Annotated in this window: 25 protein-coding genes, 1 tRNA gene and 1 pseudogene; 9 read left to right on the forward strand and 18 right to left on the reverse strand. The window is 61.0% G+C overall.

Going from position 1 to position 26851, the window contains the following annotated elements:
* Positions 1-11: 11 nt before the first annotated feature.
* The 4 genes from accC to VW35_RS12460 all read right to left on the reverse strand — a co-directional run bounded on the left by accC (position 12) and on the right by VW35_RS12460 (position 3318).
* Positions 12-1358 carry an acetyl-CoA carboxylase biotin carboxylase subunit gene (gene accC / locus VW35_RS12445; protein ID WP_046143408.1) on the reverse strand — a complete coding sequence of 449 codons (1347 nt, stop codon included), beginning with the start codon at positions 1356-1358 and terminating at the stop codon, positions 12-14.
* An 11-nt stretch (positions 1359-1369) separates the two neighbouring features.
* Positions 1370-1870 (reverse strand): acetyl-CoA carboxylase biotin carboxyl carrier protein, encoded by a 501-nt coding sequence (accB, locus tag VW35_RS12450; RefSeq protein WP_046143409.1) that lies wholly within the window; start codon positions 1868-1870, stop codon positions 1370-1372.
* A 32-nt stretch (positions 1871-1902) separates the two neighbouring features.
* Complete coding sequence (gene aroQ / locus VW35_RS12455; protein WP_046143583.1) at positions 1903-2340, reverse strand: type II 3-dehydroquinate dehydratase; 438 nt, start codon at positions 2338-2340, stop codon at positions 1903-1905.
* Positions 2341-2463: 123 nt separating this feature from the next.
* A complete protein-coding gene (locus tag VW35_RS12460; protein WP_052951698.1) occupies positions 2464-3318 on the reverse strand; it encodes a DsbA family protein in 855 nt (284 codons plus the stop codon).
* A 155-nt stretch (positions 3319-3473) separates the two neighbouring features.
* Between VW35_RS12460 and VW35_RS12465 the strand changes: the two genes are divergently transcribed.
* Both VW35_RS12465 and VW35_RS12470 read left to right on the forward strand, forming a co-directional pair.
* Positions 3474-4628, forward strand: a complete 1155-nt coding sequence (locus VW35_RS12465; RefSeq protein ID WP_046143585.1) for a pyridoxal phosphate-dependent aminotransferase — start codon at positions 3474-3476, stop codon at positions 4626-4628.
* On the forward strand, positions 4625-5128 hold the full coding sequence (locus tag VW35_RS12470) for a GNAT family N-acetyltransferase (RefSeq protein ID WP_046143410.1): 504 nt from the start codon (positions 4625-4627) through the stop codon (positions 5126-5128). Before VW35_RS12465 ends, VW35_RS12470 begins: the two co-directional genes overlap by 4 nt.
* Here the strand turns inward: VW35_RS12470 and VW35_RS12475 are convergent.
* The 3 genes and pseudogenes from VW35_RS12475 to VW35_RS12485 all read right to left on the reverse strand — a co-directional run bounded on the left by VW35_RS12475 (position 5125) and on the right by VW35_RS12485 (position 8991).
* Complete coding sequence (locus VW35_RS12475) at positions 5125-5490, reverse strand: VOC family protein (protein WP_046143586.1); 366 nt, start codon at positions 5488-5490, stop codon at positions 5125-5127. The genes VW35_RS12470 and VW35_RS12475 overlap by 4 nt on opposite strands.
* Positions 5491-5552: 62 nt before the next feature.
* Positions 5553-6242 (reverse strand): annotated as a pseudogene (locus VW35_RS12480) (helix-turn-helix transcriptional regulator).
* A 40-nt stretch (positions 6243-6282) separates the two neighbouring features.
* Entirely contained in the window at positions 6283-8991 is a 2709-nt protein-coding gene (locus VW35_RS12485) for an Rne/Rng family ribonuclease (protein ID WP_046143411.1), read from the reverse strand.
* 589 nt (positions 8992-9580) lie between these two features.
* On the opposite strand from VW35_RS12485, the gene VW35_RS12490 reads away from it, so the two are divergent.
* Positions 9581-10828 (forward strand): N-acetylmuramoyl-L-alanine amidase, encoded by a 1248-nt coding sequence (locus VW35_RS12490; protein ID WP_083982739.1) that lies wholly within the window; start codon positions 9581-9583, stop codon positions 10826-10828.
* Positions 10829-10929: 101 nt separating this feature from the next.
* Positions 10930-13434, forward strand: a complete 2505-nt coding sequence (locus VW35_RS12495) for a penicillin-binding protein 1A (RefSeq protein WP_083982741.1) — start codon at positions 10930-10932, stop codon at positions 13432-13434.
* A 6-nt stretch (positions 13435-13440) separates the two neighbouring features.
* Here the strand turns inward: VW35_RS12495 and VW35_RS12500 are convergent, their stop codons facing one another.
* Positions 13441-13644 (reverse strand): hypothetical protein, encoded by a 204-nt coding sequence (locus VW35_RS12500; protein WP_046143412.1) that lies wholly within the window; start codon positions 13642-13644, stop codon positions 13441-13443.
* A 125-nt stretch (positions 13645-13769) separates the two neighbouring features.
* On the opposite strand from VW35_RS12500, the gene VW35_RS12505 reads away from it, so the two are divergent.
* Positions 13770-14051 carry a hypothetical protein gene (locus VW35_RS12505; protein WP_152662579.1) on the forward strand — a complete coding sequence of 94 codons (282 nt, stop codon included), beginning with the start codon at positions 13770-13772 and terminating at the stop codon, positions 14049-14051.
* A gap of 15 nt (positions 14052-14066) precedes the next feature.
* On the opposite strand, the gene VW35_RS12510 is transcribed toward VW35_RS12505, so the two are convergent.
* The 3 genes from VW35_RS12510 to VW35_RS12520 all read right to left on the reverse strand — a co-directional run bounded on the left by VW35_RS12510 (position 14067) and on the right by VW35_RS12520 (position 15227).
* Positions 14067-14150: transfer RNA gene (locus VW35_RS12510), tRNA-Leu, on the reverse strand.
* 53 nt (positions 14151-14203) lie between these two features.
* Positions 14204-14512 (reverse strand): AzlD domain-containing protein, encoded by a 309-nt coding sequence (locus VW35_RS12515; RefSeq protein ID WP_046143414.1) that lies wholly within the window; start codon positions 14510-14512, stop codon positions 14204-14206.
* Positions 14496-15227 carry an AzlC family ABC transporter permease gene (locus VW35_RS12520; protein WP_046143415.1) on the reverse strand — a complete coding sequence of 244 codons (732 nt, stop codon included), beginning with the start codon at positions 15225-15227 and terminating at the stop codon, positions 14496-14498. The genes VW35_RS12515 and VW35_RS12520 overlap by 17 nt, the downstream gene beginning before the upstream one ends.
* 310 nt (positions 15228-15537) lie before the next feature.
* Between VW35_RS12520 and VW35_RS12525 the strand changes: the two genes are divergently transcribed.
* Complete coding sequence (locus VW35_RS12525) at positions 15538-16899, forward strand: MATE family efflux transporter (RefSeq protein ID WP_046143416.1); 1362 nt, start codon at positions 15538-15540, stop codon at positions 16897-16899.
* A gap of 33 nt (positions 16900-16932) precedes the next feature.
* Here VW35_RS12525 and VW35_RS12530 read toward each other — a convergent pair whose 3' ends face one another.
* Both VW35_RS12530 and VW35_RS12535 read right to left on the reverse strand, forming a co-directional pair.
* On the reverse strand, positions 16933-17202 hold the full coding sequence (locus tag VW35_RS12530; protein ID WP_046143417.1) for a hypothetical protein: 270 nt from the start codon (positions 17200-17202) through the stop codon (positions 16933-16935).
* Between the two features lie 85 nt (positions 17203-17287).
* Positions 17288-18856, reverse strand: coding sequence for a serine hydrolase (locus VW35_RS12535; RefSeq protein WP_052951700.1), 1569 nt, complete (start codon positions 18854-18856; stop codon positions 17288-17290).
* A gap of 334 nt (positions 18857-19190) precedes the next feature.
* Between VW35_RS12535 and clpS the strand changes: the two genes are divergently transcribed.
* From clpS to VW35_RS12550, 3 genes are all read left to right on the forward strand, one after another.
* On the forward strand, positions 19191-19610 hold the full coding sequence (gene clpS, locus VW35_RS12540) for an ATP-dependent Clp protease adapter ClpS (protein WP_046143589.1): 420 nt from the start codon (positions 19191-19193) through the stop codon (positions 19608-19610).
* 9 nt (positions 19611-19619) lie between these two features.
* Entirely contained in the window at positions 19620-21965 is a 2346-nt protein-coding gene (clpA, locus tag VW35_RS12545) for an ATP-dependent Clp protease ATP-binding subunit ClpA (RefSeq protein ID WP_083982743.1), read from the forward strand.
* Positions 21966-22373: 408 nt separating this feature from the next.
* Positions 22374-22598, forward strand: coding sequence for a DUF2798 domain-containing protein (locus VW35_RS12550; RefSeq protein ID WP_046143591.1), 225 nt, complete (start codon positions 22374-22376; stop codon positions 22596-22598).
* Positions 22599-22735: 137 nt separating this feature from the next.
* Here VW35_RS12550 and VW35_RS12555 read toward each other — a convergent pair whose 3' ends face one another.
* Genes VW35_RS12555 through VW35_RS12575 form a run of 5 tightly spaced genes read right to left on the reverse strand, consistent with a single transcriptional unit; the run spans position 22736 to position 26844 of the window.
* Complete coding sequence (locus VW35_RS12555) at positions 22736-23938, reverse strand: molybdopterin molybdotransferase MoeA (RefSeq protein WP_046143419.1); 1203 nt, start codon at positions 23936-23938, stop codon at positions 22736-22738.
* On the reverse strand, positions 23935-24417 hold the full coding sequence (moaC, locus tag VW35_RS12560) for a cyclic pyranopterin monophosphate synthase MoaC (RefSeq protein ID WP_046143420.1): 483 nt from the start codon (positions 24415-24417) through the stop codon (positions 23935-23937). The genes VW35_RS12555 and moaC overlap by 4 nt, the downstream gene beginning before the upstream one ends.
* Positions 24417-25229 (reverse strand): indole-3-glycerol phosphate synthase TrpC, encoded by an 813-nt coding sequence (gene trpC / locus VW35_RS12565; RefSeq protein WP_046143421.1) that lies wholly within the window; start codon positions 25227-25229, stop codon positions 24417-24419. The genes moaC and trpC overlap by 1 nt, the downstream gene beginning before the upstream one ends.
* Positions 25226-26248, reverse strand: a complete 1023-nt coding sequence (gene trpD / locus VW35_RS12570; protein ID WP_046143422.1) for an anthranilate phosphoribosyltransferase — start codon at positions 26246-26248, stop codon at positions 25226-25228. Before trpD ends, trpC begins: the two co-directional genes overlap by 4 nt.
* Positions 26245-26844 carry an anthranilate synthase component II gene (locus VW35_RS12575; protein WP_046143423.1) on the reverse strand — a complete coding sequence of 200 codons (600 nt, stop codon included), beginning with the start codon at positions 26842-26844 and terminating at the stop codon, positions 26245-26247. The genes trpD and VW35_RS12575 overlap by 4 nt, the downstream gene beginning before the upstream one ends.
* Positions 26845-26851: the final 7 nt, after the last annotated feature.

Genomic DNA, 26851 nt, shown 5'->3' on the forward strand with positions numbered 1-26851 from the left:
CCCTTGTCGGATTAGGCTTTGTTTTCGGCCAGGAATTTTTCCAGCCAGTGGATGTCGTAGTTTCCGGCAATGATGTCCGGTTGCTTGATCAGCCGCTGGAAGAGGGGAAGGGTGGTCTTGACCCCATCGACGACGAATTCGTCGATCGCACGGCTCAGGCGCTTCAGGCACTCCTCGCGCGTGCGGCCGTAAACGATCAACTTGCCGATCAGCGAGTCATAATAGGGCGGGATCTTGTAGCCTTGGTACACCGCCGAATCGACGCGCACGCCGACGCCGCCTGCTGGGTGATAGAAGGTGATGGTGCCCGGCGAGGGTGTGAAGGTCTGCGGATCTTCGGCATTGATCCGCACTTCGATGGCGTGCCCATAGAAGCTGACCTGATCCTGCGTCATCGACAGCGACTCGCCCGAAGCAACGCGAATCTGCTCATAGACGATATCGATGCCCGTGATCCGCTCTGTGACCGGGTGCTCTACCTGAACGCGGGTGTTCATTTCGATGAAATAGAACTCGCCGTTCTCGTAGAGAAACTCGATCGTTCCAGCGCCCGAATATTTGAGCTTCCGCATGGCAGAGGCGCAGATCTCACCGATATGATCGCGCTCTTCGGGGCTGATCGTCGGGCCGCCTGCTTCTTCCCAGACCTTCTGGTGGCGGCGCTGCAGCGAGCAGTCGCGTACGCCAAGATGCACGGCATTGCCTTTGCCATCGCCGAGAAGCTGCACTTCGATATGCCGCGGCTTACCGAGATACTTCTCCATATAGACGGCTTCGTTGCCGAAATTGGCCTTGGCTTCCGAGCGCGCCGTCGACCAGGCAACGACCACGTCATTTTCGCTGTGGGCAACCTTCATGCCCTTGCCGCCGCCGCCGGCCGTCGCCTTGATCAGGACCGGATAACCGATTTCGTTGGCGGTCCGCTTGGCGTCTTCTTCGGTCTCGACCGCACCAGCCGAGCCTGGCACCACAGGAATTCCGAGCTCGACAGCCGTCTTCTTGGCGGTGATTTTGTCGCCCATGATCTCGATGTGGTGCGCCGAGGGACCGATAAAGGTAACCTTGTGCTCTTCGAGAATCTTCGCGAAACGCGCGTTTTCCGAAAGAAATCCGTAACCGGGATGCACCGCATCGGCGCCGGTGATCTCGCAGGCGGCGAGGATCGACGGGATATTGAGATAGCTGTCCTTGGCCGCGTTAGGGCCAATGCAGACGCTCTCGTCGGCGAGGCGGACATGCATGGCATTGGCGTCAGCCGTCGAGTGCACCGCAACCGTCTGGATACCCAGTTCCTTGCAGGCGCGCAGGATGCGCAGGGCGATTTCGCCGCGATTGGCGATCAGGACTTTCTGGAACACTGAAAGTCTCCTTACTCGATGACGACGAGCGGCTCGCCATACTCGACCGGCTGGGCGTCATCCACCAGAATGCGGGTTACAGTGCCCGAGCGATGCGCCGGAATCTGGTTCATCGTCTTCATCGCTTCGATGATCAGAACCGTCTGGCCTTCGGAAACCTTGGTTCCGACATCGACGAACATCGGCTTGCCCGGTTCTGGCGAACGATAGGCCGTTCCAACCATGGGCGAGGTCAGCGTGCCGGGGTTTGAAGCCAGATCTTCCTTGCTGGCCGGCGCAGCCGCGGGAACGGAGCCGGCGGGCGCAGCAGGAGCCGGCGCAGCCGGAGCCGCAGGAGGCGCAAAGTACTGCGGGGCAGGCGCATATGCCGGAGCTTCGACCGGGTAGGAGCGCGTAACGCGGACCCTAAATCCTTCTTCGTGCTCGATTTCGATCTCAGCAAGGTTCTCCTTGTTGAGCAGTTCGGCGATGGCGCGGATCAGGTCCTGATCCACCTGCGATGACTTGGTCATTCTTGTCGGTCTCCCGGCTTCGCGGCGAAGCGTTATTTCAGTTTCTCAGCCATGGCTTCCAGGGCCAATCTATACCCCAGCGTACCAAAGCCGCAAATGACGCCAAAGGCGACTGCCGACACATAGGAATGGTGCCGGAAGGCCTCGCGCTGATGAATGTTGCTGATGTGAACTTCCGCAACCGGCAGTGCCACGGCTTTGAGTGCGTCGTAGATCGCTACCGAAGTGTGCGAATAAGCGCCGGGATTGATCAGGATGCCGTCGGCAGTGCCGAGCGCTTCCTGGATCCAGGTGACCAGTTCGCCTTCATAGTTGGATTGGCGGAAGTCGATGGAAAGCCCGAACACGGTTCCGGCGGCTCGGCAAAGGGCCTCCACATCTGCCAGGGTCTGCGCGCCGTAGATCGCCGGTTCGCGCTTGCCGAGCATGTTGAGGTTCGGGCCGTTGAGGACGAGAACGTTCTTTGCCATTGTCTTTGCGTTGTGCACCGGGTGTTTCCGGTGGTGCAAGGCCGGTTACACGAAATGCACCGAAAAGGCGAGCCTTCCCGGTGCGTTGAGGCCAACTATCCAAAGAGTCAGGCGAGATTCAGGCTAGCTGCACGTTGTCTCACCACAATCGCGCATATTGGCGATCCGGGCCCTCAGATCATCGACCCCAATCGCGCCGGGTATGATCTCGTTGCCGATGATATAGGTCGGCGTGCCCGTGATCCCCAGCGCCTGCGCGATCTGGTAGGACGTCTGGATCGTCTTGGCGACGCGATCCTCACCCATTTGCAACTCGAGATTGACCGGGCTCAGGCCCAGGTCCGATGCTGCCGCCAGCGCCACGGACTTGTCCACCTTACCGCGGCTCGAAAACAGCGCCTCGTGGAAGGTCCAATAGTCGACATCCGACTCACCGACGAGCACGCCGATACGCGCCGCGTCGATCGATTCATTAGAGAGTATCGGAAATTCCTTAAGGATAATCTTGAGGTTCTGATCCTCCGCCAGAAGCGTAGCGAGGTCGGGCAGCGCAGCGCGGCAATAACTGCAGTTGTAATCGAAAAACTCGACGAGCGTCACATCGCCTTCCGGGTTGCCCAGCACCACCTGGCCCGGACCGTTGAAGATCTGGTCATGCATTTCGGCGATCGCCGTGCGCGCCTTGGCTTCGCCCTCGGCCTTGAGCGTATCGTCGAGAGCAATTGAAAGCCGCTGCAAAAGCTTGGGGTCGCTCATCAGGTAGCTTTCGATCATGGGGTTGAGCACGGCCGGATCGATCGCCGCCGTCTCCTGGACGGGCGCCCGTGCCGCGGCCTCGCGCTCGTCGAGCACGTTTTCGACAATGGCGCGCACGGCCACTTGGTCGGTCTGCGGCGCCGGCTGGTTGAGCTGAGAATAGCCCAGGGCCCCCGCAAAAATGCCGGCGACGGTGGCCAGGACGATAGACAGACGATTCATCGGATCCCCAAGGCAAAAAGTTCTTTTCGGCCTTCTAACAGACCTCGTGCCAGACTGGCACGGAACAATTGCCGTCCGCTGAACGCTGATTTCAATTGTTGTTGAGTTGCACCACGCTTGTCGTTAGTCCCGAGGTCCAAACAAGGACAATGCCGATGACCTCCCCCAGCCAAGACGGCCTGATGCCGTTTCTCGCCATGGACATCCTTAACCGCGCGAAGGTGCTGGAAGGGCAGGGCCGCACCATTTGCCACTTGGAATTGGGGGAGCCTGGCCAGCCGCCTGCGCCGAAAGTCCTCGAAGCTGTCGCGCGCGCCCTCCCCAATCCGCAGGGTTATACCAGCGCCAAGGGGCTGCCCGCTCTTCTGGAGCAACTTGCGCGCTACTATGAACACCAGCACAACGTCGCCGTCAGCCCGGATTTGATTCTCGCCACAATGGGTTCGTCGGCCGGCTTCATCCTAGCCTTTCACACGGCCTTTCGCCCGGGCGCCCGCATAGCTATCACCCGCCCAGGCTATCCCGCCTATATCAACACCATCATCGGCCTCGGCTTTCAGGTCGCTGAAATTCCGGTTTCTGCGGAAAACAACTGGCACCTTACCGGTGCGCAGATCGAAGCTGCCTACAAGAAGATGCCATTCGATGGCCTGCTCTTTGCCAGCCCCGCCAACCCCACCGGCGCGGCAGTTGACCGTGCCGGTCTCGCCGACATCATCGAAACCTGCAAGCGGCTGGGCATCACCTTCATCTCCGACGAGATCTATCACGGCCTCGATTATCGCGGCCCCTCGGTGTCGGCTCTCGAACTGACGCGCGACGCCATCGTCATCAATAGCTTCTCGAAATACTATTGCATGACCGGTTGGCGCATCGGCTGGATGATTTTGCCCGAAAGCCTCGTCCGCCGCGCCGAAGTGCTCCAGCAAAACCTTTTCATATCTGCCCCCACCCTCAGCCAGGTCGCCGCCACGGCGGCGCTGGACGAGCGCGACTATTCCGAAGCGCAAAAGGCCATCTATGCCGAAAACCGCCGGATTCTCACCAAAGGTCTCCAAGACCTTGGCTTCGATCTCCCGGTCGCCGCTGACGGCGCCTTCTATGCCTATGCCGGAATATCGAAGTTTTCCAAAGACTCACTGGCCTTTTGTGAATCACTTCTCGAACGCGCCGGTATCGCCTCGACGCCCGGTGTCGACTTCGACCGCAACAACGGTCACGGCTATGTCCGCTTCAGCTATGCTGGTACGCGCCAGACTGTCGAACTCGCCCTTGAACGGCTCGACACGTACCTGAGGGCAGGGGCATGACCGTTCCAACGCTGGAGACGGAGCGCCTCGTCCTGCGCCCAATGCGGATCGATGATTTCCCTGCATACGCCGCCTTGATGGCGTCGCCCCGGTCCCTATTCATGGGCGGGCCCTATGACCAGCGCGGCGCCTGGGGCATGTTTTGCCACGACGTCGCGCTGTGGGCGCTTTATGGCCATGGCGCCTTGATGATCGATCGAAAATCGGATGGGACATGCATAGGACAGGTTGGTATCAACCATGGCCCGCTCTACCCCGAAAAAGAACTCGGCTGGCTGCTTTATGACGGTTTCGAGGGCCACGGCTACGCTACGGAAGCGGCTATGGCACTGAAGGATTGGGCGTTTGAATTTCTCGAGCTGCGCACCCTTGTCAGTTATGTCGACCCGGCCAACGAGCCGTCAAAGTCAGTCGCCACGCGCCTTGGCGGAAAGCGTGACGTCGATGCCCCGGTGCAGGACGAAGGCGATCTAGCCTATCGCTACACCGCCAGAAATTAGCGCGCGGGCGGTGCAAAGATCCTTATCCGGTGCCCATCCGGGTCTTCGAGGACAAACGTGTATCCAAAATCCATCATATGCGGCTCCTGCAAGACCTTCGCCTTGCTCGACCAATCCCTGAAAGTCATCTTGACGGCGGCATCGTCCGCCTCACTGAACGTCACTTCCATGCCGCCAGCGGGCAGGGGCCTTGGAACGATGTCGTCGGCGATCCAAGGTCCAAGCTTCATACCGTTCGCCAGAATGTAGAGCACGAAGGTTGGCGAATTCTCGATTGGGCTCAAGCCAAGAAGCGAGGTGTAAAAGGCTTCGCTCCGCGCCGGATCGGCGACCGACAGCAAAATGTAATTGAGTGTACGCATGGCGTTCTCCTTTTCGAAGGAGATCACCATAGGATGACGGGCTGCCAGTTTCCGGCAGTGGCTCAAGGCGACGCAATGCCTTCCCGCTCGCGCCATTCCTTGAGCATCGCGGCACGCCGCCGCGGATATCGTTCATCGGACACGTCGAGCCGGGTGATCCGGTCGACGCGAAAACTCCGGTAGTCATGCCGCATCTCGCACCACGCACTGACGACGCGCACCTTATCGAAGAACCCGATCAGAAATGACCAGATGGTTCGGTCCGTCGTTTTTCCGGCGGAATCGGCTTAGGTGATAAAGAGTTTGCGCTCATTGCGAATGGCGAGGCGGATTTGCCCTGCATCGACAGATGCAGTCTCCATGCCCATCCGGGCGACCAGCAGATTGGTCGCTTCGGCCCGCTCCCGCAATTCCGCCGGCAGGACAGCAAGGATTTTGCTCATTGCTTGATGTGCGGACTGGCTGAGCCGCCGGTCATTTGATCGCGCGACCACCCAACGCGATCCGAGAACGATGGCTTCGATCTCGTCGGCAGAAAACATCAGGGGTGGCAATGTAAAGCCGGGCCTCAAAACATAGCCAAGGCCAGGCTCGCCTTAGATATCCGAGCCCTGCGCCTGCAGTGTCGCAATATCTCGATAGAGCGTACGAATGGAAATGCCGAGTTCCCGGGCCAGGTCAGGCCCGGTTACCGGCACGCGCTTATTGCGCAGCAGTTGCAAGAGATCGAGCAGTCGTTCAGAACGAGACATGAGACGAAAAGGGCGGCCCGAAAGCCGCCCTCGTTAGATCCTAGCCTAGGCCAAGCCGGCGCTGCCACCAGCCGACCTTTTTCTTCTTTTCAGGCTCCGTTTCGCCTTCGGCAGGCTCGGCCGCTTCTTGGGCATTGGCGCTCGAAGAAACCACGACACCTTCTGGTGGAAGTTCCTTCTTCTGCCGCCTTGGGCGGGTTTCAGCTGCTTCCGTCGCGGTCTCTGCCTTGGGTTCTGGCGCAGTCTCGACGGGCGCCTCGGCCGCTGGAGCCTCTGTCGCCATTGCCTCGGCTTCAGCCACCGGTTCGGCCTTCTTGCGCGTGCGCGGCTTGCGCTTCGGCTTTTCCGCAGCAGCTTCTGCTGCTCCCACTGGGGCTGGCGCCTCGACAGCTACGTCTGCCGGAGCCTCGGCCTCGCTTGCCTTGGGCTTGCGCGCCCGAGGCTTGCGCTTCGGCTTCTCGGCGATGGCCTCGGCTTCCGCCATCACGCTTTCGGCCATGGTTTCCGCCGGCTGCACCGCCGGAGCACCCTCTTCATTGCCCTGCGCCAGAAGCACATCGGCAATCACGGCCTGCTCGACTGCGGTTACTTCCGCCACTGGCGCTTCCTCGCCGGCAGCTGCCACGACATCGCCATCCTGATCGCGGCGGTTACGGCGACCGCCGCGGCGGCCGCGACGGCGACGACGACGGTTTTCGCTATCGGCCTCCGTGGGCCGTGCCGAGTTTTCCTCGTCACCGTCTTCGTCGCCACCTTCAGCAACTTCGGCTTCGTCGGCCTCGCCTTCGGCTTGGCTTTCACGCACTTCGACTGCTGGGCGTTCTTCGCCACGCTCGCCACCAGCACCACCGCGACGGCGGCGGCGACGGCGACGGCGACCATTGCCGCCACTGCCTTCACCTTCGCCATTGTCGTCGCTGCGGGCTTCGGTTGATTCCTCTTCATCTGCCACTTCGATCTCGACATCGTCTTCGATGTCTTCGATCACAGCCGTGTCGACGCGAACGTGCTCGACCGCGCGCTGATCGGCATAGGACATGACCCGCGCTTCGCCCTTTTCGATGGCGAACTGGTGTCCCGTCATCTTGCTATCGGCCGTTATGGTGATCGAGAGGTGATTGCGAATTTCGAGCGCAGTCAGCGTCTCGCGCTTGAAGTTGAGGATATAGAGCGCCACCTCGACCGGCACGCGCACGTTGATCGACTGCCCCTGCTTGCGCAGCACGTGGTCTTCGATGTGGCGCATGATCATCAGCGCCAGCGATTCGGTCGAACGCACGAGGCCCGTGCCATCGCAGATCGGGCACTTGTGGGTCGAGCTTTCAACGACGCCGAAGCGGATACGCTGGCGGCTCATTTCCATGAGCCCGAAGTGCGAAATCCGGCCAACCTGGATACGCGCGCGATCGTCCTTGAGCGCATCCTTGAGCTTGCGCTCGACGGCTCGATTGGAGCGGTTCTCCATCATGTCGATGAAATCGATGACGATGAGACCGGCAAGGTCACGCAGGCGAAGCTGCCGGGCCACTTCGTCGGCGGCCTCGAGGTTGGTCTGAAGCGCCGTGTCCTCGATGTTGTGCTCCTTGGTGGAGCGCCCCGAGTTCACGTCGATCGAAACCAGCGCTTCGGTCGGATTGATGACGATATATCCACCGGAGGGCAGGGTGACGACCGGCGAGAACATCTGGTCGAGCTGGGTCTCGATGCCGTACTTCGAAAAGAGCGGCTGCTCCTCGCCATAGATGCGTACGTTCTTGGCGTGGCTCGGCATGATCATCTTCATGAAGTCCTTGGCCTCGCGGTACGCCGCTTCGCCAGCCACCAGAACTTCGTCGATGTCCTTGTTATAGAGGTCGCGAATGGTTCGCTTGATAAGCGAGCCTTCTTCATAAACCAGGCACGGCGCAGAGCTTTGCAGCGTTAGCGTGCGCACGCTTTCCCAAAGACGCATCAGGTATTCGAAGTCGCGCTTGACCTCTGCCTTGGTGCGGCTGGCGCCGGCCGTACGTAGGATAACACCCATGCCCTGCGGCACTTCGAGATCGGCGGTGATCTCCTTGAGGCGCTTGCGATCGGCTGCGTTGGTGATCTTGCGCGAAATGCCACCGCCACGCGCAGTGTTCGGCATGAGCACCGAATAACGGCCGGCGAGCGAGAGATATGTCGTCAGAGCCGCGCCCTTGTTGCCGCGCTCTTCCTTGACCACCTGCACCAGCATCACCTGCCGGCGCTTGATCACTTCCTGGATCTTGTATTGCTTGCGGCTGTGGTGCGAGCGGCGACGCTCCGGCACTTCCTCAAGCGCATCCGCGCCACCAATCGATTCAACTGGCTCGGAATTGGCTGGTGCCTGCTCGATATGGCTTTCTTCTTCGCCTTCGGCTTCAGAATGCTCTGCCTCGGCGTCGCTCTCAGTCGTCGCCGGCGCAGCCTCCGCTGCTTCCTCGTGGTGGTCGTCGTCGTGCTCTTCTTCGCGCAGCAGGGCTTCGCGGTCGGCCACGGGGATCTGATAGTAATCGGGGTGGATTTCGCTAAACGCGAGAAATCCGTGGCGATTGCCGCCATATTCGACAAATGCTGCCTGCAGCGACGGCTCAACGCGCGTCACCTTCGCAAGGTAGATATTACCCCGCAATTGGCGGCGGGTCGCCGATTCAAAGTCGAATTCCTCAAGCCGGTTACCAGCGGTAACGACAATCCGTGTTTCTTCCGGGTGGATGGCATCCACCAGCATTCTTTTGGTCGCCATTGTGAACTCCGCGCACCCGCGCGCCGACAAGGGGCTGCCGGTTGACCGGCATACCTGAAGTGGCGCGTTGCGGGGCGAATGGTGTGGGTGAAATCGGGCGCGAACCTCTCACATTCAGCGCACCGGCAAAACTGGTCATGGCCGGGGTAAGGGGCGAAGCAAAACGGCAATCGGCTAATTCGATCGCGTCGCGCTTTGTCCGCCTGCGGGCCATATGACCTCTTCCTATTGGATGGCAAACCGCGAGGGCTCGCCATCGTCCGATCCAAGACGGACCGAAATTCGTCATCGAAGGCGCTGAAAATCGCCGCTTTCAATCCGGGCCATGTGTTTGTGTGACACACTGGCCCGGGCGGTATCCGCGGCGGCGCGACGAGATCGAGAACTCGATCGCTGGCGCTCGCAAAATACCTGCGCCTTCATGTAAGCGTGTAGGGATGTTGCGCCAGATTAGCAACAGGAAACTCTAAATCTGAAGAATGTCTGGCTTTTGTCCGGACCGTTCTTTGCCCCATTGGCCAAATCATCGCATAACCCGTGTCTGCCGCAGATTCGCCCGAAGGGCATGTGACATGGCTTGGCGACACGCATGGGGCCCGTTCCAGTTTTGAATATTCGTCTCTTCCGACTTTTCCTTCTCGGATTGTTGGCGTTTGTGGTCATTGCCGTCCCCTTGCGCGCACAGGAAGCTGCCCCGGTTGGCTTGCCCAACGTCATCGATGTCCGCGTCACCGTTGGAGAAGACCGGGCGCGCCTTGTCATCGATCTTGCAGCAAAGACCGAGTTCTCGTTCGTTTCCCTCTCCGAGCCTGATCGTCTCGCCATCGACGTGCGGGCCGGCACCTTCTCGGTTCCCAACCCCAGCGGCGAGCCGACTGATACTTCGCTCGTGGCATCCTATCTTGTCGAGCAGGCGGCGGGCGACCGCGTTCGCACCACCTTGACCCTTGCTGCCCCCGCTCAGGTTCAGCAGGCCTATGTGCTCGACCCGTTCGAAGATCAGCCGGCCCGGCTTGTCGTCGACATCATCCCGGCCGACGCAGCGACCTTTACCGAGAACGTCGAAAAGGATCGCGTCGCCTCCGCCACCGTTGCCCAGACCACTGCAGAATCAACGCCGGCCGGCAGCTCCGAGCTACCGCTTGCCACGCGCCCGCTTGTCGTCATCGATCCGGGGCACGGCGGCATCGACAGCGGTGCCGAAGCGCCGAACGGTATCAAGGAGAAGGATATCGTTCTCGCCTTCTCCCTGAAACTTCAGCAATTGCTGGTCGCCTCTGGGCGCTTCGACGTGGCCCTGACGCGCGAGGACGATACCTATCTTCGCCTCGAGGAGCGGGTCGATCTCGCCCGCACCAATAAGGCTGATCTCTTCCTCTCCATCCACGCCGACAGTTTTCAGCAGCCCGAAATTCGGGGCGCGAGCGTTTATACCCGCGACGAAAACGCCACCGACGTTCTCGATAAGGTGCTGGCCGATAACGAAAACAAATCCGACGTCATCGCCGGCTTCGCCATGCCGCAAATGGCGCCGGAGGTCGTGGATATTCTGCTCGACCTGATGCGCCGCGAAATGCGCGTCCAATCCTACGTTGCGGCCCAGGCCATTGTGCATCAGCTCGAACCAAGCGTCGCCCTGCGCCGATTCCCTGTACGCCAAGCAGATTTTTTCGTCTTGCAGGCCCCCGATGTTCCCTCGGCGCTCATCGAGCTAGGATTTCTCTCGAACCTCGATGACATCACCAATTTGACGCAGTCCGATTGGCAGGATCGCACTGCCGAGGCCATCGCCCGGGGCATCTCCACATATTTTGATAGCGTCGAGGCCGACGAATGACCTGCCGGGGATTCTGGCACGGCTTCGGCTCTGTTATTCTTTTAGTACCGGCGTGAATCGCGGCCCGTTGGACCCGCTCATGCCGCGAGGATATTGACCATATGTTTCGTCTACTCGGCTGGCTTTTCGGTTTCGGCATGTTTCTTGCGCTGGGTGGCGTTGCTGCCGGCGCTGTCTATCTCGCAACCGTCACTGCCCAATTGCCAGATTATACCGTACTCAAGGACTATCAGCCGCCAGTCACAACGCGCGTCCACGCCGCCGACGGCACTTTGCTTGCCGAATATGCCCGTGAACGTCGCCTGTTTCAGCCCATCGAGACCGTACCGCCGCTGCTGATTCACGCTTTCCTTTCGGCGGAAGACAAGGATTTTTACAGTCACGGCGGCATCGCGATCGATGGTCTTATGCGCGCCGTCCGTGACAACCTCATGGCGCGCATGGATGGCAACAATTCCATTCAGGGGGGTGGCTCGAGCATCACGCAGCAGGTCGCCAAGAACTTCCTGCTCACATCGGAACAGACCTGGGATCGAAAGATCCAGGAAGCCATCCTGTCGCTGCGCATCGAGTCGACCTTTTCCAAGGACAAGATCCTCGAGCTCTACCTCAACGAAATCTTCCTTGGCCTTAATTCTTATGGCGTCGCGGCTGCAGCGCTCAATTATTTCGATAAAGCGCTCTACGAGTTGACGCTCCCCGAAGCTGCCTATATCGCAGCGCTTCCCAAGGGGCCCAACAACTATCATCCATTCCGCCGCACCCAGGCCGCCATCGAGCGCCGCAATTGGGTTATCGATCGGATGGTCGAAAATGGCTATGTTACGCCCGAAGAAGCCGAAGCCGCCAAAGCCGAGCCCCTTAACGTCATCCCGCGCGCCTCCGGCAGCCAGGTCTATGCCGCCGAATATTTTACCGAAGACGTGCGCCGCGAACTCGCCAAGCTCTACGGCGAAGATCAGCTCTATGGCGGTGGCCTTTCTGTGCGCACCACGCTTGAGCCGCGTCTCCAGGAATACGCCCGCCGCGCCCTGATGGACGGTCTTATCGAATATGATCGTACGCGCGGCTTCCGCGGCCCGGTCGCCAGCATCGAACTGGGCGAAGATTGGGGGCTCGATGTCGCCAAGATCAAGCCGCTGAGCGACGTGCCAGAGTGGCAACTCGCCGTCGTCCTCTCGGTCGGCAACAACGAAGCCCGCATTGGGCTCCGTCCCGAAGACGACGTCGATGGCGCGACAAGTCCCGAACGCGTCGAGGGCACGCTTGCCGGTCCGGACATCCGCTGGGTGTCAAAGCCCGTGCAGAATATCCTCAAGGTGGGCGATGTCGTCTATGTGTCGCCGCTGGCCGACAAGCAGGGCGCCTTTACGCTTGAACAAGTTCCGGAAGTTGAAGGCTCGCTTGTTGCGATGGACCCGCGCACCGGCCGCGTCCTCGCCATGGTCGGCGGCTTCTCATTCGCCGAATCCGAATTCAACCGCGCGACTCAGGCACTCCGTCAACCGGGCTCGTCCTTCAAGCCCATCGTCTACGCCGCTGCCCTCGACAACGGCTATACCCCGGCCTCGGTTATCCTCGATGCCCCGGTTGAAATCCGCAACGGCGATGGCTCCATCTGGCGGCCGGAAAACTACGCGCAGGAATTTTACGGGCCTCAGACCTTGCGCCGCGGCATCGAGCGCAGCCGGAACGTCATGACCGTGCGTCTCGCGCGCGATATCGGCATGCCGCTCATCGCCGAATATGCGCGCATGTTCGGCGTCTACGACGACATGCAGCCCGTGCTCGCCATGTCCCTTGGCGCCGGTGAAACCACCAATATGCGGATGACATCGGCCTATGCGACCATCGCCAATGGCGGCCGCAAGATTGTGCCGACGCTGATCGACCGCATCCAGGATCGCTACGGCAAAACCGTTTATCGTCACGACGAACGCACCTGCGACGGTTGCGCGGCAACCGATTGGCATGGACAAGGCGAACCACGCATCATCGACAATCGCCCTCAGGTGCTCGACCCGATGACCGCGTATCAGATCACCTCGATGATGGAAGGCGTCGTCCAGCGCGGCACCGGCACCGCCGCACGCGCCCTCAACCGTCCTGTTGCCGGCAAGACCGGCACGACCAACGACTATAAGGACGCCTGGTTCGTCGGCTTTACGCCCGAACTGGCCGTCGGCATCTATGTCGGTTACGACCAGCCGCGCTCGATGGGCAATGCTTCGACCGGCGGCGGCCTGGCTGTGCCGATCTTCACCAATTTCATGGCCAAAGCCCTGCAGGGGAAGCCGCCGACCCCCTTCCACGTCCCCGACGGCATGACGACCGCCCTGATCAACCCCAATACTGGCGTCCAGGCCTATGATGGCCAGTCCGCCATTGAAGAGGCCTTCAAGCCAGGCACTGGTCCCAATCTCATGACCTCGGTCATCGGCGTCGACACCAGCGGGTACGATGAAGCCGTGCGGCAGATGCAGATGCAGCAGCAATATACTGGCGGCTTTGCGACACCGCAGGCCGTCCAGCCATCGCGGCCGAGCACCGCCGGGCGGTTCATGGATCAGACCATGGAAACTCCCAGCAGCCTCGTCGACTATTAAGACCGATCAGAGCGGTTCGGGCTCGTGATCGGGAAATGGATCGCGACCGGGCGGCAAATCCGGTCCTGGGTTTGGATTATCGATCGGATCATCCGGATCGGGCGCGGGAATGTCCGTGCCCGGCTGTGGCATTTCATCGGGGGTTGACATCGGCGGCACGGGGCCGGGGTCAGGCACTGTCGGGCTTGGTTCGAGCGGTGGGAAGCTCATGATGGCACTCCTTTTCGAAGCACACCCAACCACGCTATCTGACTTTGGTTCGCCCACAGGCGCCGCGGTCACGCACTCGTGCAAGCGCTTGTGATTTGCTGCGTCAGCCAGGACTACCCATCTTGGTGAGCATGAAGACAACTCGGTTCATTGTCATAACGCTCGCCACCGTGCTGGTTTCACCCGCTTTCGCGGCCTGCCCGGCACCCTTGGCCGGTGACACCCCCGAGGTGCTCGAAGCCAATCGCGAGCGCCTGATTTGCCTGCAGAGAGAGCTGTCCGAAAAGGCCGACGATTATCAGGTCACCGTCGACCTCGACAATCTCGACCGTCGCTTCGATGATCTGCAGCTCAAGCAGCGGTTCAATTCGCTGCAGTTCACGCCACCCAAAGTGCCGGATTTCTAGCGATGTCGGGAAAGTTGGTGCCCCCCGCCGGACTCGAACCGGCACGCCTCGCGGCGGAGGATTTTGAGTCCTCTGCGTCTACCATTCCGCCAGAGGGGCACGGGCAGGGTTCCTAGCCCAGACAGCGCCGACTGGCAACAGTCGTTCGCGCTTTATCCAGCGATCAGTAGCCGTATAAGATAAACGGTCGCAACGCCCGTCGCCATGGCGGCGAAAAGACTGCGGCTCAGCAGAAAGACGCCCGCTGTCGCTGCTGCGGCAATGATCTCAGCAAGACTGCCGGTAACCAAGGCTGGCGCCACAAGCGCAGCCAAAACCGCGCCGGGAATATGGCGCAGCCAGGCTGCCGCAAATCCCTCTCTTGGCAGGCGGTCGGCAAGCAGCAGTCCGCAGGCCTTGATCGCCAAGGTCACGATCGCCATGCCCAAAATGGCAAGGACGGCTTCAGGACTGGCGTACATGCCTTCGCCCCTCCATGATCGCGCCGACCAGACTGCCGGCCATGCCGCCCCCAAGAATATGCCAACTTCCCTCGACGAGGCGCGAGGTCAGGATGGCAGCAAGCGCTGCCACGAGCCAAGGCAGGAGATCGCCTCGGCCTTTCCACATGCCCAGCAACAGCGCGAGAAACGTAGCTGTGAAGGCAAAGTCCAGCCCCCAGCGTGATGGGTCGTCGATCGTCGAGCCAAGCCCATAGCCGATGAGATTCGTGCCCATCCACGCGATCCAGGCGAGGACGCCGCCGCCCACAAGAAACGCGACCGAGCCCTCCCCTCGCGCCATGGCGGCAACCGTCATCGCCCAGTTCTCGTCCGTTACGAAATACATGCTGAGAATGCCGCGGCCCATACCGCCCTTGGCCGGATAAAGCGGCCTCAAGGTTGCGCTGAGCAAGAGGTAGCGCAGGTTGACGATCAGTGCTGCAAGGATCAGAGGTCCGACGGGCAGGGCGCTTGGCACGCTTGTCCACAGGTCAAGCGCCACGAACTGCGCTGAGCCGGCAAACACCAGCCCGCTCATCAGGCTGACCTCAAGTAAAGTCAGGCCGGCTCCTCGCGCCAGTACACCCCACACCAGCCCATAGGCCCCAATCGAGATCGCAACCGGAAAGCACGCTCGCGCGCCCAGAAGGAAACGATCGAAGGAAGAATCGCGCCGGCTCGAAGTCTGGTTCATGGAACGGTCCTAGCACGGCGTTTGGCGAGCCAGACGATGACAAACGCTGATGAAAGAGATCGGCGAAGGTGATCCCGTGTTGCGCCGGGGCCGCAGCCTGGGGCAATCGCCCGCGCCCAATTGACGCTCCCTTGGGCGCGGCGTACGAAGGCGCCGTGTCATTGCCAAGCCTCCAGCGCCCGTCCAGCCGGCATCTCGTCTTCGAGGTGTGAATTGGTCCCTCCGGCGACCTGATCCGTTCAGATTTCGCCGGCTCCGGGGCCACGCGCCGTGACGCCTTGCCTGTGACCAATTCCTGGAGTGTTCCCTGATGAACGCCGTTTCGCCCCGTCCGCTCTGGCAGCGGTTCGCCCTGTTTCTCCTGCCCCTTATGGCCTCGAATATCCTTCAGGCGCTCTCGGGCACCATCAATTCCATCTACGTCGGCCAGCTGATCGGCGTCGAAGCGCTTGCCGCGACCGCCACCTTCTTCCCGATCATGTTTTTCCTGATGAGCTTCATCATCGGGCTTTCGGCTGGCTCGACCATCCTGATTGGACAAGCCTGGGGTGCCAAGAACGTTGTCAAGGTCAAGCAGGTGGCGGGCACCACTCTGGCGGCAACCATCTGTCTTGGCCTGCTCGTTGCCGTTGCTGGCGGCATCTGGACCGAGCAGATCATGACCGTACTTGGTGCGCCGGACAATATCCTCGGCCTATCGGTCGGCTATGCGCGCATCGTGCTCATCGGCATGCCTGGCTTCTTCATGTTCCTCGTCGTCACCTCGGTTTTGCGCGGCGTCGGCGATACCATCACGCCTCTGCTTTCGCTGATCATGTCGATGGTCGTCAGTCTCTTGGTCACACCCGCCCTGATCCTTGGCTGGTTCGGCCTGCCGCAGCTCGGTGTCAATGCCGCTGCCTTGGCTTTCATCGCTGGCTTCCTGACCGTTCTGGTCTTCCTCTTCATTTACATGCGCGCCCGCAACATGCCCCTCGCGCCCGATGCAATCCTGCTCGGCGCCATGCTGCGGCCAGACCTCAAGCTGCTTGGCCTCATCCTCAAGCTGGGCGTTCCCGCCGGGCTGCAGATGGTGATTTCGTCCATCGCCGGCATTGTTGTCGTCGGTCTCGTCAACCGTTTCGGTTCGGATGCCACTGCCGCCTATGGCGCCTTGGGACAGGTGATGAGCTACGTACAGTTTCCCGCCATGTCGATCGGCATCGCTGCCTCGATTTTTTCCGCCCAAGCCATTGGCGCCAAGCGCCTCGAGCAGTTGGGCGCCATAACGCGGACAGCGCTCCTGCTGAATCTCATCATTACGGGTGGGTTGATCGTGCTGGCCTATCTCTTCAGCCAGCATGTCGTTGCGCTGTTCATCACCGATCCATCGGTGGTTGATCTCACCGAAAGGCTTCTCCATGTCGTCTTGTGGAGCGTCCTCTGCTTCGGTGCGAGCGTCGTCTTCTCCGGCATCATGCGGGCCAGCGGCACGGTCTATGCACCGATGGCGCTGTCGCTTGCCTGCATCCTTTGCATCGAACTGCCCGGCGCTATTCTTTTGAGCCGCACGAGTCTTGGCCTGACCGGCATCTGGGTCGCCTATGCCACGAGCTTCACCATGATGCTGGTGCTGCAAGCGTCCTGGTATCAGTTCGTGTGGAAGAAAAAGAAGATCGTGGCTCTCGTCTGAGCCAAAAGGGAAGGGGCGCCGCAGCGCCCCTTTTTATTCGCCGATCTTGAGCAGCACCGCGCGTTTCCCGCCGGGCGCAAAGACGTCTATGTCGATCTTGACCGGCTCTTGGACCATGCGTCGCGTGCGGGCCGAAAGCGTCAGCACCACGTTCATCAGGTCACCCACGGATCGCCGCTGCTTCGGCATCAGGCGCTCGGTCATACCCGAGAGCGCCTTGTTGCGCGCCGCCATGTCAGGCGAGGCCAGCGGGGAGCGGCCGATAAAATTGGCCAACTCCACCAGGGAATTGCGTTCGCTCATTGGGCTACTCCAAACACAGGCACCAAACTGCTTACACAAGAGGCGGCAGGCGACAGGCCCGCCACTTCGATTATTTCGCCAGGGCTCAGCCCTGCATCGCCAGGCAAGCCATGTCTGCGTCCTTGAGGCGGTTGCACATTTCGGTCGCTCCATCCCGATCGCCAAAGCCGACGAAGCGGGCGCGGAAGAAGACTTGGCCGTTCTTTTCGAAGCGCTCGACATAGGAGCGGAAGTCGCCAAGACCGCCGACTTTGCTCGCTGCGTTGGAAAGCATGGCGCGCGCACTGTCTTCCGAAGGGCCTGCGCCGATTTGGACGATCCACGCACCGGCTTCGAGGCCCGCAGATTGCACGCTGCCGCTGGTCAGGAGATCGACCGGCTGTGCCTCAGGTGCCCCGCCGCCCACATTGGCCGGCGGTTCGAGTGGTGCTGAGGGACGTGTGGCTCCAAGCGAAGAGGGCGGAGCGCCAAGATTATAGGTCTCGCTGAGCCAGGCGCCGATGATGTCCTGGCTCGGATAAGCCGGTGTGGGGGCCTGTGTGGGCGCTGCGAGCACTGCTGCGGCCTGGACGGCCGGTTGCGTGCCAAGATCGACCGGCGGCGGCGCGACGGGCATGGCACTGGCAACCACAACCTGTGGCTGCGGCTGTGCGCCATTGCGCGCTGCAAGTTCGGCAAGGCGGAAACCGGGCAGGGGCATCGGCATCACGAAAACCGGCTGCGTGGGCTGGGCCACGGCTACCTGAACGTTGGCATTGCCCTGGCGACCCGGCTGCGGAACCATGGCCTGCGCGAGATAATCGCCACGGCGGCCCTTGGGAAGATAAGCGGCAACAAGCTGGCGAACCTTCTCGTCGCGCGCGCCGGCCGAGTTGAAGCCAAAGGCAACAACGACGATATGACGGTTGTCCTTGCGGGCCGCAGTCAGCAGGTTTGAACCAGCAGCGTTGATATAGCCGGTCTTGATCCCGTCGACGGCGCCCATATAGCCGAGCACCCGATTATGGTTGCCATAGGTCTTGCCCGCATAGCTGAAGGACTTTGTCTGGAAGAACTCATAGTACTGCGGAAAATGCTGGTAGATGGCGATGCCGAGGATCGCCTGGTCCCGAACGGTTGTCACCTGGCCGCCATCAGGAAGACCCGAGGCGTTGCGATAGGTGGTGTTGCGCATGCCCATGGCACGCGCCGTCGCGGTCATGCGCTCGGCAAACTTGGCTTCGCTGCCCGAAATATGCTCCGCGATCACGCGGGCCATGTCATTGGCCGAAAGCGTCACCAGCGATTTGATCGCGTCTTGCACCGAAATAGTCGAACCCGCACGCAGACCGAGCTTGGTCGGCACAGCTGAAGCAGCAAATTTCGACACGGTCATCTTGGTCGAAAGGCTGAGATTGCCGGCCTGCAGCTCCTGGAAGAGCACATAAAGCGTCATAACCTTGGTCACGGACGCCGGATAACGCCGGGAGTCGCCTGCTTCCTCGTAGAGGACCTCGCCCGATTTCGCGTCGACCACGATGCCGGCATATTTGCGGAGATTTTCGATGGCATGCGCGGGGGCGGTCATCTGCATGGCAAGGCCAAGCAAGACGGCGATCGCGACGAAAGCGCGGCGGAAGGATACGCGCCAAGGGGTGATGGCCTGGGAGGTCAACCCGATACTCCAACATTACTCGATCGGGCGAAATCTGCCCGTACGCAACTGAAACTTGGCTTTTCGGATCCGGCGCCCCCCGCCTGATCCCTGCCTTGAGGCGACGTTAGCGCGGACCCCGTTACGAATCCGTAAAATGCGAGCAAGTTGGGTGGCACGGCGGCAAGCCTGTCATGTGGCGTCACGCGTCGTCCGGTGCCGCAACTCTTTGTCCAAGGTAGGTTTTTGCCGCTCAACTTTTCGGGAACGCGTGCCCCTTAACACGGGGCCTTTTTTGCTTACATAATGGTACCGATTAGCTGCTTCGGTTTCCCCCTCAGATACCGTAATGAATATGACCCGCACCACCACGCATTCAGCTCAAGACCGCTCGTTCAATGGCTCCCAGCGACCCCTTGGAGAGCTCGCGGCCGGTCCGAATGACAATGATGGTGGGCGCAAGGGGGAAGGCGGCGGCGGCTTCGAGACTGGGACGGTCACAAAGACCCGCCCCAAGACCAAGCGGCCGAACCTGTACCGGGTTCTTCTGCTCAACGACGACTACACGCCGATGGAATTCGTCGTTCTGGTCTTGCAGGACGTCTTCAACAAATCCCGTGAAGACGCGATGCAGATCATGCTGCACGTTCACCAGAAGGGGGTGGGTGAGTGCGGCGTATATCCATACGAGGTCGCCGAAACCAAGGTGACCCGCGTCATGGATACGGCACGCAAGAACCAGCATCCGCTGCAATGCGTGATGGAAAAGCAATAGGAACATCAGATGCCCTCATTCTCCCGCGGACTCGAAAAGGCTCTGCATCAGGCGATGAACCTGGCGCGCGAGCGAAACCACGAGTTCGCCACGCTTGAGCACCTCTTGCTGGCCCTGACCGACGACCGTGAGACGATCGCCGTGCTCAATGGCTGCGATGTCGATATCGACGCGCTCAAGAGCGATTTGGAAGATTTCATCAACGAGGAACTGGACAGCCTCGTCGTGCAGAATGGCCAGGATGCCCGCCCCACGGCGGCGTTTCAGCGCGTCATTCAGCGCGCCGTCATTCACGTCCAGTCTTCAGGCCGCGAAGAGGTCACGGGCGCCAATGTGCTCGTCGCCATTTTCGCCGAACGCGAAAGCCACGCCGCTTACTTCCTCGAACAGCAGGATATGAGCCGGCTCGACGCCGTCAATTTCATCTCCCATGGCATCACCAAGTCCGGCCCCGCCGAAGACCGCAAGGTCCGTGGCGCGGAGGAAGGTGAAGGCAATGGGGAAGGTGGCGCTGCCGAAGGCAAGAAGACCTCGGCTCTTGCCGATTTCTGCGTCAACCTCAACGAAAAGGCCCGCCAGGGCAAGATCGACCCGCTGATCGGCCGCGACGGCGAACTGCGCCGGACCATCCAGGTGCTCTGCCGCCGCTCCAAGAACAATCCGCTTTATGTGGGCGACGCCGGCGTCGGCAAGACTGCCATCGCCGAAGGCCTTGCCCGCAAGATCATCGAGGGCGATGTGCCCGAAGTGCTCAAGGAAGCGGTCATCTATTCGCTCGACATGGGCTCGCTGCTCGCCGGCACCCGCTACCGTGGCGACTTCGAAGAACGCCTCAAGTCGGTGATGAAGGAGCTCGAGAAGATGCCGCATGCGGTGCTCTTCATCGACGAGATCCATACCATGATCGGCGCCGGCGCTACCTCTGGCGGCGCGCTCGATGCCTCGAATCTCCTTAAGCCCGCGCTGGCTTCTGGCGCGATCCGTTGCATCGGCTCGACCACCTATAAGGAATATCGCCAGTTCTTCGAGAAGGACCGCGCACTGGTCCGTCGCTTCCAGAAGATCGACGTCAATGAGCCAACCGTTCCCGATGCCATCGAGATCGTGAAGGGCCTGCGTCCCTATTTCGAGGACTTCCACAAGATCAAGTACACGGATGAAGCTCTCAAGGCTGCCGTGGAGCTCAGCGCCCGCTATATCAACGATCGCAAGCTGCCCGATAAGGCGATCGACGTGATCGACGAAACCGGTGCCAGTCAGATGCTTGTTCCGGAAGATCAGCGCAAGAAGTTGATCGACGTGGAAGACATCGAAGCGACGATCGCGACAATCGCCCGCATCCCACCAAAATCGGTCTCCAAGTCGGATGCCGAACTGCTCTCGGGTCTCGAACAGAGCCTCAAGACCGTAGTCTTTGGTCAGGATCAGGCGATCACGGCGCTTTCTTCGGCCATCAAGCTGGCGCGTGCCGGCCTGCGTGAACCGGAAAAGCCCATCGGCTCCTACCTCTTCACCGGCCCGACCGGCGTCGGTAAGACCGAAGTCGCCAAGCAGCTCGCCGATACCCTCGGCGTCGAACTGCTGCGCTTCGACATGTCCGAATATATGGAGCGTCACACCGTCAGCCGTCTGATCGGTGCGCCTCCGGGCTATGTCGGCTTCGACCAGGGCGGACTTCTCACCGACGGCGTCGACCAGCACCCGCATTGCGTGGTCCTGCTCGACGAAATCGAAAAGGCTCATCCCGACCTCTACAACATCCTGTTGCAGGTCATGGATCACGGCAAGCTCACGGACCACAACGGCAAGTCGGTCGACTTCCGCAATGTGATCCTGATCATGACGTCGAACGTCGGTGCATCCGAACTCGCCCGCTCGCCCATCGGCTTTGGCCGCAAGCGCGAGCAGGGGGACGACGAAGAGGCTATCAACCGCACCTTTACCCCGGAGTTCCGCAACCGTCTCGACGCTATCATCTCCTTTGCGCCGCTGCCGCGTGAAGTGGTGCGCCGCGTGGTGGAAAAGTTCGTGCTGCAGCTTGAAGGCCAATTGGCCGAACGCGGCGTCACGATCAATCTGACCCCGGAGGCCGCCGATTGGTTGGCCGAACATGGCTATGACGAACGCATGGGTGCGCGTCCCCTCGGTCGCGTCATCCAGGAACACGTCAAGAAGCCGCTGGCTGACCAGGTCCTCTTCGGCGAACTCGTCAACGGCGGCAATGTCACCGTCGCCGTGGTTGGCGAAGGCTCGGAAGCCAAGCTCGAACTGATCGCGGTCCCGCCGCGACCCGCAAAGCCCAAGGCGCTTCCCAAGCCAAAGAAGCCCAAGGCCACGGCCGACAAAAACACCTAAAACCAAAAGGCCGGGAGCAATCCCGGCCTTTTTTGATTCTTCATCATCCGCCATCACCGGCCCATTCTTCTCCTTCTTGGGGAGAAGGTGGCGCGCAGCGCCGGATGAGGGGGTATCGACAATTACGACACCACCCTCTCACCCCAACACCTCGCAGTGCCTTGCTCTGAAAAATCGCGTTCGCGTAAGCGGTTTCTGCGCAAACCAGCCATTCGCCTCCGCTGCTTGCCGGAACGGGCGCTACTCCATACATAGAACCAGCCGAAAAGACGTCGCCGGTTGGTATCCCGGCCCCGCAGCAATGCGGTTTCGACGCATCCGCGTCCCAGTGGCACCAAACTTCAAACCCTTGAAGGTGGTGCTGACGTGGAATTTTTCCGTCAGATCATCTTTGTGACGGAGCCGACCATGTCCAAAAAGACCATCATTCTCGCGCAGGTATTCATCAGCTTCTCCATGGCCCTGTCCATGTCAGGCATCATGGGCTTTATCGCCCTCGGCGCCGACGTGCTGGCTGTCTGGCCCAGAAGCTTCATCATCGCCTGGCCGATCGCCTTCGTCGTCAGCCAGATCCTGACGCCGCTCTCATTCAAGCTCGCCAATATGCTGACGGCCGAGCCCCGCGCGGCCTAACTATCGCCAGTGTCACTGAAATTACTCACCCCCGATTGTCACCCCGGCGCAGGCCGGGGCCCATCTTGAGATGTAAGGAGGGATCTCGGCCCACCCGGGATGATGGCCCGGGGGTGTGATACGATGAGGCCTAAACTTTATCCAAGCCCGATCGGCAACGCCGAAACCACCGTGCCCGTCGTCTGCCCCGGATCATGCCCCGGTTGCACGATCAGCGCATCCGCCGCGGCCAGCGACGACGTATGCCCGCTATCTGTCTCACTGATCGGCAGCAGTCCGGTCATGCCGTCAAGCATAACGATCCGCGCTCGCATAAAATGCCGCCGCGCCGTATTGGGCGGCGTCGGCCCCAATAGCGGCAGCCGCAGCGGCTCAACCGGCTCAAGCCCCAGCCAATGTCGCAGCGCCGGCTTCAGGAGAATCTCCGCCGTCACCAGAGCCGAAACAGGATTGCCCGGCAGTCCGAACACCAGCGTCTTGCCCCGCGTCCCGAACATCAGCGGCTTGCCCGGCCGCATATTGATCCGCCAGAAATCGAGCGTCACGCCGTGATCAACGAGCGCAGCCTGCACCAGATCATGCTCGCCAACGCTCGCACCGCCTGTGGTCACGACCACATCCGGCTCACTGGCGAAAATCTCGCGTAGCACGGCATCGAGATTTTCGCGGCTGTCCCGCGCAATTCCGAAATCCGTCACGGTTTCGGCGAACGGCGCTAGCGATGCGGCGAGCCCAACGCTGTTCGACGCGACGATCTGATCCGGCCCCAGCGGGGTCCCCGGCATGACCAGCTCATCTCCCGTCGCCAACAGAGCTACCTTCGGCCGCTTGGCAACCTTAACAGTCCCGGTATTGGCCGCTGCCGCGACCGCCAACTGAAACGCCCCCAGCCGCGTCCCGCGCTCGAGGATCATATCTCCAACGGCAAAATCATAACCGCGCGGCCTGACACTGTGCCCAAGCCGGGCAGGGGTCGTGAACCGAACGAGATCCCCATTTCGCTCCGCCTCTTCCTGCATGATGACGGTGTCAGCGCCCTCAGGCAGCGGCGCCCCGGTAAAAATCCGCACTGCCTGGCCTTCGCCCACCGCGCCCGCAAAGCCCGCACCCGCCTGCGACATGCCGATCACTTCGAGCCACGTTCCCTCGGCCACATCGGCGGCCCGCATGGCATAGCCATCCATGGCGCTGGCGTTGAACGGCGGCTGATTATGGCTCGCCACCACCGGTTCCGCCAATACCCGCCCGGCAGCATCCGATAGTGCAACACGTTCGCAGACCACATCAGGCACACGTGCCAGAATGCGATTCAAAGCTTCATCGACTGGAAGCAAGTTCATGATTCTCTTCGATAATCGCCCGATTTCCCGCCTGATTTTTCATTCAGGCAAACATCTGAAATCACCATGGCCCGATCAAGCGCTTTTGCCATGTCATAGAGCGTCAACGCTGCGGTCGTCGCCGCCGTCAGTGCTTCCATCTCGACACCGGTCTGCCCGGTCGTCTCGGCCACGGTGCGAATGAGAATGGTTGTCTCGCTCTCACCCTCGATCTCGACGCTCACCTTCGTCAGCGGAATCGGATGGCAAAGCGGGATGATATCGCTGGTTTTCTTGGCGCCCATGATCCCGGCGACGCGTGCCACAGCCAGCGCATCGCCCTTCTTGAGCCCACCGCCCAAAATGGACGCGATCGTCTCGGCCTCGCCACTTAGCCGCGCCTGCGCCACCGCCCGCCGCCGCGTGATCGCCTTCTCGCCGATATCGACGATATGCGCCTCACCCTTGGCATCGAGATGGGTCAGCCGCCGCTCGGCCATCAGCGCACGGTCTCCGGCGCGCCCATCATCAGCGCACGTGTCGCCGCAACCACATCGTCCTGCCGCATGAGGCTTTCGCCGACGAGAAAATGGCCGATCCCGGCCCGGTCCTCCAGCATGCGCACATGCTCATGGTTGACGATACCGCTCTCGCTCACCAGCGTCACATTGCCCGGCACACCAGCCGACAGCGTCACCGAAGTCTCAAGCGTCGTTTCGAACGTCCTGAGATTGCGGTTATTGATGCCGATAAATTTTGCGTCCAACGCCAGCGCCCGATCCAGCTCAAGCTGGTCGTGCACTTCAACCAGAGCATCCATGCCCCATTCGGCCGCCGAATCGAGCAGATAGCGAGCGACGTCATCGTCGACCGCAGCCATGATGATCAGAATACAGTCCGCCCCCCAGGAGCGCGCTTCCGCCACCTGATAGGTTTCAAACAAAAAATCCTTACGCAGCACCGGCAGCCGGGTCGCCGCCCGCGCTTCGATGAGATAACTCGGCGAGCCCTGAAAACTCGGCCGGTCCGTCAGTACCGACAGGCAAGCCGCGCCTGCCGTCTCATAGTCCCGCGCAATCTGCGCCGGATTGAAATCGGCACGGATGAGACCCTTTGAGGGGCTCGCCTTCTTCACCTCGGCGATCAGCCCATAGTGCCCCTGCGCCCGCTTGTCCTTCAGCGCCCGCAAAAAGCCGCGCGGTGCCGGCTGGTCATGCGCCTGCGCCACGACCTCGGCCCAAGGCCGCATCGACTTTGCCGCCGCGATTTCCTCGCGCTTATAGGCTTCGATTTGCTTGAGAATGTCGGTCATGCAACCTGTCCGTTCGAAACGGCCACCAGCTTGGCCAAGGTCTGTTTTGCGGCGCCGGAATCGATCGCCTCGCGGGCAATGGCAACGCCTTGCTTGAGATCATCCGCCTTGTCGGCGACGATCAGCGCTGCCGCCGCATTAAGCAGCACGATATCGCGATAAGCGCCCGTCGCGCCATCAAAGAGCGCGTGGATCGCCGTGGCGTTTTCGTCCGGCGTCCCACCCAAAATGTCCTTGAGCTCGTGGCGCTCCAGCCCTGCCTGCTCCGGCGTGATTTCAAAGCTGCGCAGGTCGCCATTAGCAATCTGCGCCACAAAGCTCGGACCCGTCACCGTAAGCTCATCGAGCCCATCGCTGCCATGCATAACCCAGGCCTTGATCGCCCGATTGGCCAAAAGCGCCGCCGCTACCGGCTCGACCCATTGCTCGGAATAGACCCCGAGCACATAGCGCCGGACGCTCGCAGGGTTGGATTGCGGCCCCAAGAGATTGAACATTGTCCGCACGCCAAGCTCGGCGCGGGCAGGGCCCACATGCTTCATAGCCGGGTGATGCGATGGCGCGAACATGAAACCGATTCCGGCCTGCCGCACGCATTCGCCAATCTGCGCCGGCGTCAGATCGAGCTTCACCCCAAGCGCCTCGAGCGCCTGCGATGAGCCAGACTTTGACGACAGGGCGCGATTGCCATGCTTGGCGACCGGCACACCTGTTGCCGCCACGACAAAAGACGCCGCCGTCGAAATATTCAGCGTCCCGATGCCATCTCCGCCAGTCCCGACGATATCGATCGCCTCCTCCGGCGCATCGACCGGCACCATCTTCTCGCGCATGATCGACACTGCCGCGGCGATCTCGCCCACGCTCTCACCCTTGATGCGCATCCCCATGAGGAAGGCGCCTGTCTGCGCCGGCGTCGCCTGACCATCCATGATCAGCCGCATCACCGAGCGCATTTCCTCGCCCGCCAAGTCACGTCCTTCGGATATTTTATGCAGCGCCTGCTTGATATCCATCACGCAGCCCTCCGACCGTTGAAGTCGCGGGCGATGTTCAAAAAGTTCTGCAGGAGCGCATGCCCATTCTCGCTGGCAATGCTTTCGGGGTGAAACTGCACTCCATGCATCGGCAGCGTCTTGTGCTGCATGCCCATGATCAAGCCATCATCGGTGGTGGCCGTCACTTCGAGCACATCCGGCAGCGTCTCTTGCTTGACGATCAGCGAGTGATAGCGCGTCGCCTCAAAGCCGGCGTTTAGCCCGCGGAAAATACCCTTGCCGGTATGATTGATCTTGCTCGTCTTGCCATGCACCAGATGCGGCGCGCGGATCACGTCGCCGCCCATTGCCTGGCCCATGGCCTGATGCCCGAGGCAAACGCCCAGCATCGGCGTCTGCGCCTTGAACCGATCGATCACCGCGAGGCAAATCCCTGCCTCGGTCGGCGTGCACGGCCCAGGCGACAGCACAATCGCCTCCGGCGCCATGGCAGCAATTTCATCAAGGGTGATCTTATCATTGCGGCGCACGGTAATGTCGGCACCCAGTTCGCCCAGGAAGTGGACGAGATTATACGTAAAGCTGTCGTAGTTATCGATGACGAGGGTTTTGGTCATTCTTTTG

It is taken from the genome of Devosia soli, from assembly GCF_000970455.1.
GTDB classification, from domain to species: Bacteria; Pseudomonadota; Alphaproteobacteria; order Rhizobiales; family Devosiaceae; genus Devosia; species Devosia soli.